General features: G+C 35.8%; 14 protein-coding genes. 12 read left to right on the forward strand and 2 right to left on the reverse strand.

The genetic code is table 11. From position 1 onward, the window contains the following. The first annotated feature begins 37 nt into the window (after positions 1 to 37). Positions 38 to 1309 (forward strand): phosphoribosylamine--glycine ligase, encoded by a 1272-nt coding sequence (purD, locus tag AACZ92_RS02195; RefSeq protein ID WP_339696570.1) that lies wholly within the window; start codon positions 38 to 40, stop codon positions 1307 to 1309. A 4-nt stretch (positions 1310 to 1313) separates the two neighbouring features. On the opposite strand, the gene AACZ92_RS02200 is transcribed toward purD, so the two are convergent. Next, positions 1314 to 1544 carry a uracil phosphoribosyltransferase gene (locus AACZ92_RS02200; protein WP_117159501.1) on the reverse strand — a complete coding sequence of 77 codons (231 nt, stop codon included), beginning with the start codon at positions 1542 to 1544 and terminating at the stop codon, positions 1314 to 1316. A 45-nt stretch (positions 1545 to 1589) separates the two neighbouring features. Here AACZ92_RS02200 and AACZ92_RS02205 point away from each other — a divergent pair, with 45 nt between their 5' ends. The 5 genes from AACZ92_RS02205 to AACZ92_RS02225 all read left to right on the forward strand — a co-directional run bounded on the left by AACZ92_RS02205 (position 1590) and on the right by AACZ92_RS02225 (position 6062). Beyond that, positions 1590 to 2513 (forward strand): DUF6427 family protein, encoded by a 924-nt coding sequence (locus AACZ92_RS02205; RefSeq protein WP_339696572.1) that lies wholly within the window; start codon positions 1590 to 1592, stop codon positions 2511 to 2513. Further along, positions 2510 to 3154, forward strand: a complete 645-nt coding sequence (locus tag AACZ92_RS02210; protein ID WP_339696575.1) for a hypothetical protein — start codon at positions 2510 to 2512, stop codon at positions 3152 to 3154. Before AACZ92_RS02205 ends, AACZ92_RS02210 begins: the two co-directional genes overlap by 4 nt. Further along, complete coding sequence (locus tag AACZ92_RS02215) at positions 3151 to 4161, forward strand: DNA adenine methylase (protein WP_339696578.1); 1011 nt, start codon at positions 3151 to 3153, stop codon at positions 4159 to 4161. The genes AACZ92_RS02210 and AACZ92_RS02215 overlap by 4 nt, the downstream gene beginning before the upstream one ends. A 142-nt stretch (positions 4162 to 4303) precedes the next feature. After that, the gene (locus AACZ92_RS02220) at positions 4304 to 4912 is read left to right on the forward strand and encodes a DUF4254 domain-containing protein (protein WP_339696581.1); all 609 of its coding nucleotides are present in this window, start codon (positions 4304 to 4306) and stop codon (positions 4910 to 4912) included. Between the two features lie 118 nt (positions 4913 to 5030). Further along, positions 5031 to 6062 (forward strand): glycosyltransferase family 9 protein, encoded by a 1032-nt coding sequence (locus AACZ92_RS02225; RefSeq protein WP_339696584.1) that lies wholly within the window; start codon positions 5031 to 5033, stop codon positions 6060 to 6062. A gap of 74 nt (positions 6063 to 6136) precedes the next feature. Here the strand turns inward: AACZ92_RS02225 and AACZ92_RS02230 are convergent, their stop codons facing one another. Continuing rightward, complete coding sequence (locus AACZ92_RS02230) at positions 6137 to 7198, reverse strand: ferredoxin--NADP reductase (RefSeq protein ID WP_339696587.1); 1062 nt, start codon at positions 7196 to 7198, stop codon at positions 6137 to 6139. 190 nt (positions 7199 to 7388) lie between these two features. Between AACZ92_RS02230 and AACZ92_RS02235 the strand changes: the two genes are divergently transcribed. From AACZ92_RS02235 to atpE, 6 genes are all read left to right on the forward strand, one after another. After that, positions 7389 to 9947 (forward strand): hypothetical protein, encoded by a 2559-nt coding sequence (locus AACZ92_RS02235; RefSeq protein WP_339696589.1) that lies wholly within the window; start codon positions 7389 to 7391, stop codon positions 9945 to 9947. A gap of 27 nt (positions 9948 to 9974) precedes the next feature. Next, positions 9975 to 10445, forward strand: coding sequence for a polymer-forming cytoskeletal protein (locus AACZ92_RS02240; protein WP_339696592.1), 471 nt, complete (start codon positions 9975 to 9977; stop codon positions 10443 to 10445). A 2-nt stretch (positions 10446 to 10447) separates the two neighbouring features. Next, complete coding sequence (locus AACZ92_RS02245) at positions 10448 to 10666, forward strand: AtpZ/AtpI family protein (RefSeq protein ID WP_339696595.1); 219 nt, start codon at positions 10448 to 10450, stop codon at positions 10664 to 10666. 2 nt (positions 10667 to 10668) lie between these two features. Further along, positions 10669 to 11055: a DUF6168 family protein gene (locus AACZ92_RS02250; protein ID WP_339696597.1), complete on the forward strand. Its 387-nt coding sequence runs from the start codon at positions 10669 to 10671 to the stop codon at positions 11053 to 11055. Positions 11056 to 11154: 99 nt separating this feature from the next. Continuing rightward, the gene (gene atpB, locus AACZ92_RS02255; protein WP_339696600.1) at positions 11155 to 12246 is read left to right on the forward strand and encodes a F0F1 ATP synthase subunit A; all 1092 of its coding nucleotides are present in this window, start codon (positions 11155 to 11157) and stop codon (positions 12244 to 12246) included. 31 nt (positions 12247 to 12277) lie between these two features. After that, a complete protein-coding gene (gene atpE / locus AACZ92_RS02260; RefSeq protein ID WP_117158138.1) occupies positions 12278 to 12469 on the forward strand; it encodes an ATP synthase F0 subunit C in 192 nt (63 codons plus the stop codon). The last annotated feature ends 3 nt before the right edge of the window (positions 12470 to 12472 follow it).

Here is a 12472-nt window from a genome sequence, read left to right on the forward strand (position 1 = left end):
CAAACAATTATTTTTGAAGTCGAAAAAAATCTTTCCTATGAACATCTTAATATTAGGCTCTGGTGGCCGCGAACATACATTTGCGTATCAACTTAAAAAAAGTGAATTGTGCGATGCATTGTTTGTAGCGCCCGGAAATGCCGGAACCGAAGCGATTGCTACCAATCTAAGTCTTAAGGTTACCGATTTTAAAGCGATTGAAAATGCGGTTGTAAACCATAATATTGAGATGGTTGTCGTGGGGCCAGAAGACCCGTTGGTACAAGGAATAGCAGATTATTTTTCTGCTTCTGAAACCTTAAAAGACGTAATGCTCATAGGTCCTTCAAAGCGAGGAGCCTTATTGGAAGGCAGTAAAGAACGTGCAAAAGAGTTTATGGCGATGCACAACATCCCGACCGCAGCGTATGAAAGCTTTACAAAAAAATCGTTACAAGCCGGAAAAGCGTTTTTGGATACGTTACAACCACCGTATGTGTTAAAAGCGGATGGACTTGCCGCTGGAAAAGGGGTTTTGATATTGGAAGATATTGAAGAAGCAAAAACCGAATTGGAAAATATGTTGAGCGGAAAATTTGGCTCTGCTAGTGAAACAGTCGTTATAGAAGAATTTCTAGATGGAATCGAGCTGAGCGTTTTTGTGTTAACCGATGGTAAAAACTATAAAGTACTGCCAACAGCTAAAGATTATAAACGTATTGGCGAAGGCGACAAAGGTCTGAATACCGGTGGGATGGGTGCTATTTCGCCCGTTCCTTTTGTGGACGAAGTTTTAATGCAAAAAATTGAGGAGCGAATTGTAAAACCTACGGTTGAAGGACTTCAGAAAGAAGAGATTGATTATAAAGGATTTGTTTTTATTGGATTGATTAAGGTGAATGACGAACCGTATGTTATAGAATACAATGTGCGTATGGGTGATCCCGAAACCGAAGTTGTGTTGCCAAGAATTAAAACAGATTTAGGGAAATTATTACAAGCAACTTTTCAGCAAAAATTAAATACGATAGACTTAGAAATAGACAATCGTGCCGCTACGACAGTTATGACGGTTTCTGGAGGGTATCCTGAAGCGTATGAAAAAGGAAAGGAAATAAAAGGAATTGATGCAGTACACGACGCTATAGTTTTTCACGCAGGAACGACAACAAAAGATGGAAAAACACTTACTAATGGCGGAAGAGTGTTAGCAGTTACTTCACTAGACGAAGATTACAAAAAGGCACTAAAAAAATCCTACCAAAACATAGAAAAACTATCTTTTGACAGGATGTACTTTCGAACCGATATTGGTTTCGATTTAAGCTAAACCTTTATCCTAAGTAAGAATGTGAAGTAGATGAACGATCTTCTTCGTCATTATTATTAAATATTTTAAGTTGCTTCATCCAATAGAAAAAGGCAACAAAACCAATAATAATAAATATCCAGCTCATTGCATTAGCTAACCACCAGCTATCCAATTCTAAGCTGCGTAGTGCATCATATGGTATAAAAAGTACATTTTCAAATAAATCTGCAATACCGTAAAACAAATCTTTCAATTCCATATCTGTATATTTATACCGCAAAAATAGATAATACCCGCTATGCTTACAAGTTTTTTTGGAAAATCTAAGCCTATTAATTTCGTGATCTTCGGAATGGTCATTTTTTTGGGCTATGTTTTCGGGGCTTTGGTACAGGTTAAAAACCCACTAGATCTTTCACAACTGCTTATTAGTTTCTTTTTTATTGGCTGGGCTGTCTTTGCTATTTTCTTACTAGATTTTATTGTTCGAAAAAACGATCTTACCTATAAAAACACCTATACAGTACTACTGTTTACGTGTTTTTTGATAACGCTGCCCGTCATTTTTCTGGATCGAAACATACTCCTTGCTAACGTGTTTTTGTTAATGGCATTTAGGAGGTTAGCAAGCCTTTCTTCGGAAAAAAACACGGAACGGAAAATACTAGATGCCTCGCTTTGGATAACCGTTGCAGCCATGTTTTATTTTTGGAGTATTTTGTTTTTTGTACCATTGTTTTTTTCAATTCTACAAAAACCAGAAACCAATCATAGATTGTTCATTATCCCATTTATTGGTTTTATTGCTATATTTATATTGTCAACATCGTTTCATTTAATGGTTGACGATTCATTTTTATGGATAGTTGAATGGATTCCCGCTGTAAGTTTAGATTTTTCTGCTTACAACAACATTAAAATATTACTCCCTGCGGCTATTATGGCCACATTTTTAATCTGGGCGCTGCCTTTTAGGCTAATTAAAATCGCTTCCCTGTCAAAAAAAGAAAAACCGAATGCCGTATTGTTACTTTTAACATTGGTTGTTTGTATGGTGATAGCGCTGTTTAGTCCTCAAAAAACTGGGGCCGAATTGTTTTTCATCATCGCGCCGTTATCGGTTATTGTAACCAATTATATTGAAAACGTTCAGGAAGCTCGTTTTAAAGAAGGATTACTTTGGCTAGTCGTACTGGTACCGATTGTATTATTGTTTATATGAAATCGCTTCACCTAAAAATTTTGGAAACCGAATTGCAAAAACGCCTGCAATACCCGTATGTATGGGGTCGGAAACAAAACAACCTTTGGGATAGTTACACAAACTTTATTTATACCTCGAAAACTTGGGAAGCATTGATGCCGCAAATGGCCAAAATAGTTGAAAAACACAAGTTGAATAAACACGACCTTTTTAATTACACCATAAACCGTTGGTATAACTTTTGGAGCGCAATAGCAGTTGAACACATATTCACAAGCTTGCCCGGAGTAATCCCTTCAAAAAATTCAAAAAATCGTGTGGTCGACTTTACAATGCATAATATTCCATTTGATCATAAAACCACTGTTTTTCCCAAACAGTTTAAAAAGTCTTTAGCGTATGCGAAAAACCATGAAAAAGAACTAATTACCTGGTTGTACGATAATCAAAGTACCCAACAGCGACATCACTTAAAAAATAGACTTTTTATTGTAGTTTTTGATGAACATGGAGGACACTGGAAACTAAAAGCTAATCTTTTTCTGCTTAAAACTGAAATAGAAAAATATGTTTTAAATTTTAACCCTAACAAGCTGCATTCCCTTACTTTTGCAGACAATTCACAAGCGTTGAGCGCAATTATTTGGGTAACAAAATGAACTACATAGGCTCCAAACACAAACTATCTTCCTTTATTTTTGATACAGTTACCGCAGTCTGCGGAAACGATTTGTCGCAAAAAGTATTCTGCGATCTCTTCGCTGGTACCGGAATTGTAGGTAGAACTTTTAAAACCCACGTAAAACAAGTAATCGCCAACGATGTGGAGTTTTACAGTTATGTGTTGAATAGGAATTATATAGGAAACCATACTGAATTAAGCTCTGAAGCAGCAATCGCGACTTTAAATAACCTAAAAGGGCAAAAAGGATTTATATTTCAGAATTATTCCGAAGGGGGAAAAGCCGGACGGCTGTATTTTACTTCAGAAAATGGACAGAAAATAGACGCCGCTCGTCACCAAATTGAAACTTGGCGAGGAACTTCAGAAATAGATGATAACCAATATTATTTTTTATTGGCTTCATTATTGGAAAGTGCCGATAAAGTGGCTAATACGGCTTCAGTTTATGGTGCATTCTTAAAAAAAATAAAGACTTCCGCAGCAAAAATTATGGTAATTAAACCGGCAACGTTTCAGAAAACGGAAGGTCCACATCAAGTTTTTCAAAAAGACAGCAACAAATTGATTAAGGAAATTGAAGGTGATATTTTATATCTAGATCCGCCTTACAATGCCCGACAATACGGTGCAAACTATCACCTACTCAATACTATTGCAAAATATGATACCTTTGTGCCTAAAGGAAAAACGGGGCTACGGGAGTATTACAAAAGTAATTATTGTAAAAAAGGAGAAGTGCTACAATCGTTTACCAATTTGATTGAAAATGCACAATTTAAATACATCTTTTTAAGTTACAATAACGAAGGATTAATGAGCCGAGAAGATGTGGAAACAATTATGAAACGGTTCGGAAAATATAACTTAGAAACTAAAGCATATCAGCGCTTTAAAGCAGATAAAACCGAAAATAGAAACCATAAAGCCAGTGCGACGGTTGAGTATTTGCATATTTTGGAAAAAAATAAAAATAGTGTCTGAGCGGTGTTCACTAAGCATAGTCGGGGTGAGCCGATGACACAAAAATGAAATCGCCTGCAGTTATTAAAGTAGGTGAATGTACTAATTGCCTTAGCATTTTGTAAATTTGTACCAAAACCACCGATTTAAAAAATATAAACCTATGTTCAGCGACAAAGCCAACAAAATATTTCAAGAAGTAATCAATAAATACCACGAAATAGATACGGTGGACCAACCGTTTACCAATCCCTATGATAAAGATTCGGATTTAATTGAACATTTATTATACAGAAAATGTTGGATTGATACAGTGCAGTGGCATTACGAAGATATTATTCGTGATCCTAATATTGACCCTGCAGGAGCGCTATTATTAAAGCGTAAAATTGATGCTTCTAACCAAGATCGTACCGACACGGTAGAATATATTGATAGTTATTTTCTAGAAAAATTTAAAGATGTAACTGTAAAAGATAATGCGAACATCAACACCGAGAGTCCAGCTTGGGGTATTGACCGTTTATCCATATTAGCATTGAAAGTATACCATATGAATGAAGAAGCCAATCGAGAAGACGCTTCTCAAAAGCATCAAATGGCTTGTAAAGCAAAGCTGAATGTACTATTAGAACAGCGAGTAGACTTAAGTACGGCCATCAATCAGTTATTAGACGATATTGCCAATGGCGATAAGTATATGAAAGTATATAAGCAAATGAAAATGTACAATGACGATGAGCTGAACCCAGTACTTCGAGGTGAAAAATAATTTGAATTAAAAGGATTCAAAGTGCCAAACCTAAGGTGGCTGAGTGATTTAATTCCTTGATTTGCAACATCAAGGAATTAAATTATATCGAAGCCCCAGTGCCAAATTAAAAACCCACATGCCCAAACCCTCTCACATTCTCGTTATTCGCCTATCTGCAATGGGGGACGTGGCTATGACTATTCCGGTGTTGCAGGTTTTTGCCAAAACATACCCAGAAGTAAAACTTACGGTTGTTTCAAAAAAGCATTTTAAGCCTTTTTTTAATAGCATGCCAACTGTAGAATTTTTAGAAGCTGATGTTTATGGAAAGCACAAGGGCTTTGGGCTTTTGAAATTGGCTAATAAGGCAAAATCTCAAGGAATAGATGCGGTAGCCGATTTGCATAATGTAATCCGTTCAAAAATAATCTCTAATTATTTACGGATACAAGGAATAAAAGCAGCAACAATCGATAAGGGCAGAGAAGAAAAAAGGCGACTAACAGCTTCAGAAAACAAAGAGTTTTCTCAGTTAAAAACAACGCACCAACGCTATGCTGATGTTTTTGAAAAATTAGGTTTCCCGATAGACCTTTCCAAGCATACGTTTCCAGAAAGGCAACAGCTTAATAAGAGGTTGCATAATTTAATAGGGCAACACACCAAAAAAGCGATTGGGATTGCTCCTTTTGCGGCTCATGAAAGTAAAATGTACCCGATAGAATTAATGAAACAGGTGATTTCAGAATTGCATAAAACTGAAAAGTTTAAAATTTTCCTATTTGGTGGAGGTAAAAAAGAGGAGGAGCTTTTAAATGAGTTGGCTTCAGATTTTACACAAGTAACCAATGTCGCCGGACAATTGACTTTTGAAGAAGAACTAGCGTTAATTTCGAACTTGGACGGTATGCTCTCCATGGACAGTGGAAACGGTCATTTAGCGGCGATGTATGGTATTCCGGTCATAACGCTTTGGGGTGTAACACATCCGTTTGCAGGTTTTGTGCCTTTTAATCAGCCCACTGTAAATCAGTTGACAGCAGACAGAGAGCAATTTCTATTAATTCCTACTTCAATCTATGGAAACAAATTTCCCGAAGGATATGAAAATGCAATAAAAACCATCTCACCAAAAACAGTTGTAGAAGCTATTTTTAAGCTTTTTTAACTCCGTAGAATTAATATTAAAATTTTGCTAGAACTGAGTGGAGCCGAAGGTTCGGTAGCTGAGCGAAGCCGAAATTACACATCATCATAATCCACAGACAATGTTTCGGTGGTAGGATGCGCTTGACACGTTAAAATCAATCCGTCGGCTATTTCATCATCCGTTAAAATTTGATTTTTGCGCATTTCAGCTTTTCCTTCTGTAATTCGAGCAATACAGGTGCTACAAATTCCACCTTGGCAGGAATAAGGCGGATCTAAATCGTGATCCAATGCCGCTTCGAGAACTGATTTTTTCTGTGGCATAGAAAAGGTTTCCACCTCGTCATCAAGAGTAATAGTTACTTTGGTATCGCCATCGTGTTTTTTGGTCAGCAGTCCTTTTTCTGCTGTATTGAAAAGTTCAAAAAGTATTTGCTTTTCATTGATGCCGTTTTCTTTCAAAGTTGAAGAAACTTCATCAATCATTGGTTCGGGCCCGCACAGATAAAAAGAGTTGAAGGTTCGATCTTTAAATTTATTTTTAAGCAATAAATTAATAGTTGAACGTTCTATACGACCAAATAGCGCGTCATTTTCCAGCTTGCGGCTATATATAAATTCAACAAATAAACGGTCTTTATATTTTTTTTGAAGTTCTAATATTTCAGAATGAAACATTGTTTCAGGAAGCGATTGATTTCCGTAGACCAATAAAAAGGTACTGTCTGGCACTTCATTTAAAACAGTTTTCACAATGGAAAGTACAGGGGTAATTCCACTTCCCGCTACAAAAGCAGCGTAATGATTTGAAATTTCACCAGTTTCTTCATCCTTGGGGTCAAAAACAAACTTCCCTTCTGGTGGAAATACCTCCAGCGTATCGCCTACCTTTAATTTGGTATTGGCAAAAACGGAGAACAGCCCTTTCTCCACTTTTTTAACGCCCACCTTCAGCTTACCGCTGTCTGGTGTACAACAAATGGAGTACGCTCGGCGCAACTCAGTTCCATCAATTGTATGTTTTATAGTTATATACTGCCCCGCTTTAAAAGAAAACGTCTCTTTTAAATCTTCGGGTATAGTAAAAGTAATCGATACAGCGTTAGGGGTTTCCTTGTTTACTTCGGAAACGGGTAGCGAATAGAAGCCACTCATAGATTTCAATTTTTTGCAAATTTACAAAGGAAAATATTTTAAAGAATAGAAATAAGCCAATTACAACCAATTTTTAACGTTATAAGCCTACAGAAACCAAAAAGAACCTTATTTTTACAGCTTATTTCTTGCTTTTACATACTAAAAGCAACGCTTTTAAGTTACAGTATTATAATAAATTGACATAATTTTGAAAGGCATATATAAAACTACTCTCTTCTTGTTGGCTGTATTTGTTTTAGCAGCTTGTTCACGAAAAAAGAACACATTTTTAAGTCGTAATTTTCATGCGGTAACAGCAGAATACAACACCTTGTACAATGGAAATCTAGCTTTTGAAGATGGCAAAGAGGAATTGGCCACAGGCTACCGTGATAACTATTGGGAAATTCTACCTGTTGAGCGCTTAGATCTTGATGAAAATTCAACTTTACCTGGAGAATCTAAAAATCCAAACTTTAACCGTGCTGAAGAAAAAGCTGCGAAAGCCATACAAAAGCATTCGGTGTATGTAAACAACAAGGAACACAACCCACAAACAGACGAAGCATATATGTTGTTGGGCAAGTCCCGTTATTTTGATGGAAGGTTTATCCCTTCTTTAGATGCTTTTAACTTTATACTAGATCGTTATCCAACTAGTAATAATATTACCAATGCTAATGTGTGGAAAGCAAAAGCAAATATTAGGTTAGACAATGAAGAAGTAGCATTAGAGAGTTTGCAAGAATTATTGGAAGATGTTGAGCGTGAAAAAATTGAAATGGATGAAGAGGAATTAGCAGACGTTGCTGCTATTATGTCTGAAGCTTACGTAAAAATGGACTCGATTGCTGAAGCGTTGCCGTATATGAAAATAGCTTCAGAAAACGTACAGAAAAACGAGCTAAAAGGACGTTACAATTATATTAAAGGACAACTTTATAATCGTTTAGGCGAGCGTGATAGCGCCAATATGGCCTTTGACCAAGTGATTGAACTTAATAGGAAATCGCCACGAGTGTATATGATTAACGCTTACATAGCCAAAGCGAGGAATTTCGATTATGATAACGAAGACAAAACAGCTTTTTTAGAATTATTGAATGAATTAGCTGAAAATCGTGAGAATCGTCCTTTTTTAGATAAAATCTATAACCAAATTGGAGAATATTATTATAATTTAGACAGTATTCAAACCGCTATTGGATATTACAATAAATCTATCAAGGAAAACTCACCAGATAAAATCCTTCAGTCTAAAAATTACGAAACGCTGGCGATTATCAATTTTGACGCGACTAATTATAAAACAGCCGGTGCGTATTATGACAGTACGTTAACCAACCTTGAGGTTAATACAAAAAAACACCGTCGTATTACAAAAAAGCGTGAAAACTTAGACGATGTAATAAAGTATGAAGATATAGCTACAACGAATGATAGTATTATTCGCTTTGCAAATATGAGTGAAGCCGAACAATTAGCTTACTTTACAGATTACACCACAAAGTTGAAAGAAAAGGCGGTTGCAGATTCCATTGCTAGAGTAAAAGAACAGCAAAGCATCGCTAATAACGAGTTTTATACTAAAAATGCTGGTCCTGGTGGTCCTAATGAGAACAACAGTACCTTTTATTTTTACAATTCAACCACAGTTGCCTATGGAAAACAGCAGTTTCAAAAAGTTTGGGGGGATCGAGAACTGGAAGACAACTGGAGACGTTCTGAAAAACAAACGTCATTAATAACCGAAGAAGAAATTAAACCAGTTGAAGTTATTACGGGGAACAAACGTTTTGATCCACAAACTTATATTGCAGAAATTCCAACCGATCAAAAAGTGATAGATAGCTTGGTTGGAGATAGAGACTTTGCTTATTATCAATTAGGACTCATTTATAAAGAAAAATTCAAAGAAAACGGTCTTGCAATCGAACGGCTTGAAAAACTACTAACCTTCAATCCAGAAGAACGATTAATTCTTCCATCTAAATATAATTTGTATAAAATTTATAACGAGCAGGAAAACGAGTCGTTAGCAAGCAAATATAAAAATGACATTATAACCAATCACCCAGATTCGCGTTATGCTGAAATATTACGCAATCCCAATACTGCATTGGCAACCGATGAGTCTAGTCCAGAATTTAAATACAAGCAATTGTATAAAGATTTTGAAGCTTCAAAATATGAATATGTAATTGAACAAAGTGATGATTATATTTCGCAATACACAGGAACCGAGATTGTTCCTAAATTTGAGCTGTTAAAAGCTACAGCGATTGGTCGCCAACAAGGATTTGAAGCTTATAAAAAAGCATTGAATTTTATAGCATTAAATTATCCAAATTCCGAAGAAGGCCAACAAGCTGAATTTATTTACGGAAAAACCTTGCGTACTATAGAATCCAGCGACTTTGTACCCGATGAAGAAGCTAAAAAATGGAAGCTGATTTATAAATTTGATAGTACCGAAGCTGAAGCTGCACAAGCATTAAAAGATAAGTTAGTTGAAGCCATTGATGCCTATCGATATACTAATATGAATGCGTCACTGGATTATTATACACCAGAAACCAAATTGGTTGTACTCCATGGGTTAAATACCAAAACAGGCGCACGTAATTTTGCAGAAGTTTTAAAGGAAAACAAAGATTTTAAAATAGCGAAACCTTCTTTTGAAATTTCAACGGCTAACTATAAAATTATTCAGATTCATAAAAATTTAGATGCTTATTTAAATAATGAAGATGAGCCAGTAGAATAGCAAAGACAAACCTAAAAACCCAGACCCATGTTTTCAGAAAAAAAAGAAAGAACCGGACAAGAGCCCAGTAGCGGACAAAACCGAATCAATGAAGGCACAACACTAGAAGGTGATGTGATTTCAAAAGGCTTTTTTAGAATAGACGGAACTGTTAAAGGCACTATTAAAACCCCTTCAAAAGTGGTGTTGGGTAAAAGTGGTTATATAAAAGGAACCCTTACTTGTGAAAATGCCGATATTGAAGGAAAGTTTGAAGGTAATTTAGATGTTTCAGGAACATTGTCATTAAAGTCTACTGCGACTATTGAAGGTGAGGTAGTCGTAGGGAAATTAGCTGTGGAGCCAGGAGCTACTTTTAATGCTTCATGTGTAATGAAAGGTTCCAAAAAAGACAGCCAACCTAAACCTGAATCAAAGCTCAAAGAAGATCCAGCATCAAAGCCGAGTCCTTACGACAGGCAACAGCGTGCTAAAAAGTCTTCGGAACCCCTTAAATAATCGTGGGCGATAATAAAAATAATGGCTTAAGACGGTGGGCAGTGCTTAGTGCTATCGCTATTGAAATGGGCGTGGTAATCTATCTTTTTGTTCAGGGAGGGTTATGGCTCGATACCGAATATAACGATGGCAACAAGCTATATGTGATTATTGGAACACTCTTAGGGGTAGGTCTGTCTCTTTATTTAGTGGTACAACAAACGAATAGGTTGAATAAATAAAAATGGCCAAGAGTTTTAAATTTTTAGCTGTTCTAGCAGGTATATTAATAATAGTATTTGCAATACATGTGGCAATACTATACTACTGCAACCTCCCTCTTTTTGAAAATCTTATAATACTTTCTTACATAGTTAATTTTATCCTCGCTGGGATCATTTTATTTGTAGTACAGCGTGCGTTAGATAAGAAATCTTCACAAGCTGGTTTTATTTTTATGGCAGGTAGTGGCTTAAAATTTCTTTTTTTCTTTCTTATTTTCTACCCAACATATAGAGCAGACGGAACTATGCAGACCATTGAATTTGTTACTTTTTTTGTCCCTTACGCTGTCTGTTTAGCCTTAGAAGTAATGTATCTTTCCAAACAGCTTAATAATCAAGTATATTGACGGCTTTATAACTTTAAAAAAAGACTTAAAATTGTTTTTACAATAAAATATATAACTGTATTTTTGCACCGATTTTAAGGACATCACTATTTGTGTATTATGCAAAAGCCATTTATAGTTAAGATTTTATTTGTAGTAGTAGTTTTATTAGGTTTTACTACAGCCTATGCTCAAGATGTTGAAGAAAACCTTCAAACCCACGAGCTTACCGAGCAAGAAGACAGCGATAAAAAGTCTAAGATACAGGAGTATATTAATCATCACCTGTTAGATTCTTATGATTTTACGTTCTTCTCTGACGAAGAAGCAGGAAAGTATTATGGTTTTCCATTGCCTGTTATTCTTTTTGATGATGGGTTAAAAGTATTCTCTTCTTCAAAATTTAACCACGGTGAAACATTGGCTGAGGTTGATGGTAATCACTACAAGTTGTATCACTCAAAAATATATAAAACCAATGCTGCGGGTGATATAAATTATGACGAGGAAGGTCATGCTACGAATGACAAACCACTAGATTTTTCTATTACCAAAAACGTAGTAACTATGTTATTGGTTTCAATACTTATGTTTTTCTTGTTTCGTACGCTTGCAAAATCGTATAAGAAAAATAGAAGCATTCCAAAAGGGGTGGGTCGTTTCCTTGAGCCACTTGTTCTTTTTGTTAGAGACGAAATAGCCATACCTAATATAGGAGAGAAGAAGTATAAAAAGTATATGAGCTTTTTGTTAACTATATTCTTCTTTATATGGTTTTTAAACTTATTAGGGATGACTCCATTAGGAGTGAATGTTACTGGTAATATTGCTGTAACCTTTGGGCTGGCTTTAATTACTTTTTTAATCACAACATTTACAGCAAATAAAAATTACTGGGCGCACATTTTTTGGATGCCTGGTGTACCTAAACTAATGCGAATTGTATTGGCACCAATCGAATTACTTGGAATGTTTATTAAACCATTTTCATTAATGATTCGTTTGTATGCAAACATGACTGCAGGACACGTAGTGTTAATGAGTATCATCGCATTGATGTTTATATTTAAAAGCTGGTTAGGAAGTTCACTTTCTTTCGGATTAGCATTTGGTTTAGCAATATTAGAATTATTAGTAGCAGCCTTACAGGCTTATATATTTACTATGTTGTCGGCGCTATACTTTGGTATGGCAAACGAGGAATCACATTAATTTGAACGTTTAATTTTTAATTATATATATTATGGAAATCCCAACAATTGTAGGAGCAGGTTTAATTGTAATCGGAGCAGGTCTTGGTATCGGTAGAATCGGTGGTCAAGCTATGGAAGCGATTGCACGTCAACCAGAAGCTTCTGGTAAAATTCAAACAGCAATGCTTATTGCAGCGGCGCTTATTGAAGGTATCGGATTCGCTGCTTTATTCGCAGCATAAATT

The organism is uncultured Marixanthomonas sp., from assembly GCF_963974425.1.
Taxonomy (GTDB): domain Bacteria; phylum Bacteroidota; class Bacteroidia; order Flavobacteriales; family Flavobacteriaceae; genus Marixanthomonas.

Bases quoted from the DNA above. Each gene is read 5' to 3' on its own strand.
- atpB (WP_339696600.1), top strand. From the start codon at position 11,155: ATGCAAAAGCCATTTATAGTTAAGATTTTATTTGTAGTAGTAGTTTTA.
- AACZ92_RS02250 (WP_339696597.1), top strand. From the start codon at position 10,669: ATGGCCAAGAGTTTTAAATTTTTAGCTGTTCTAGCAGGTATATTAATA.
- AACZ92_RS02240 (WP_339696592.1), top strand. From the start codon at position 9,975: ATGTTTTCAGAAAAAAAAGAAAGAACCGGACAAGAGCCCAGTAGCGGA.
- AACZ92_RS02220 (WP_339696581.1), top strand. From the start codon at position 4,304: ATGTTCAGCGACAAAGCCAACAAAATATTTCAAGAAGTAATCAATAAA.
- atpE (WP_117158138.1), top strand. From the start codon at position 12,278: ATGGAAATCCCAACAATTGTAGGAGCAGGTTTAATTGTAATCGGAGCA.
- AACZ92_RS02215 (WP_339696578.1), top strand. From the start codon at position 3,151: ATGAACTACATAGGCTCCAAACACAAACTATCTTCCTTTATTTTTGAT.
- AACZ92_RS02210 (WP_339696575.1), top strand. From the start codon at position 2,510: ATGAAATCGCTTCACCTAAAAATTTTGGAAACCGAATTGCAAAAACGC.
- purD (WP_339696570.1), top strand. From the start codon at position 38: ATGAACATCTTAATATTAGGCTCTGGTGGCCGCGAACATACATTTGCG.
- AACZ92_RS02225 (WP_339696584.1), top strand. From the start codon at position 5,031: ATGCCCAAACCCTCTCACATTCTCGTTATTCGCCTATCTGCAATGGGG.
- AACZ92_RS02205 (WP_339696572.1), top strand. From the start codon at position 1,590: ATGCTTACAAGTTTTTTTGGAAAATCTAAGCCTATTAATTTCGTGATC.
- AACZ92_RS02230 (WP_339696587.1), bottom strand. From the start codon at position 7,198: ATGAGTGGCTTCTATTCGCTACCCGTTTCCGAAGTAAACAAGGAAACC.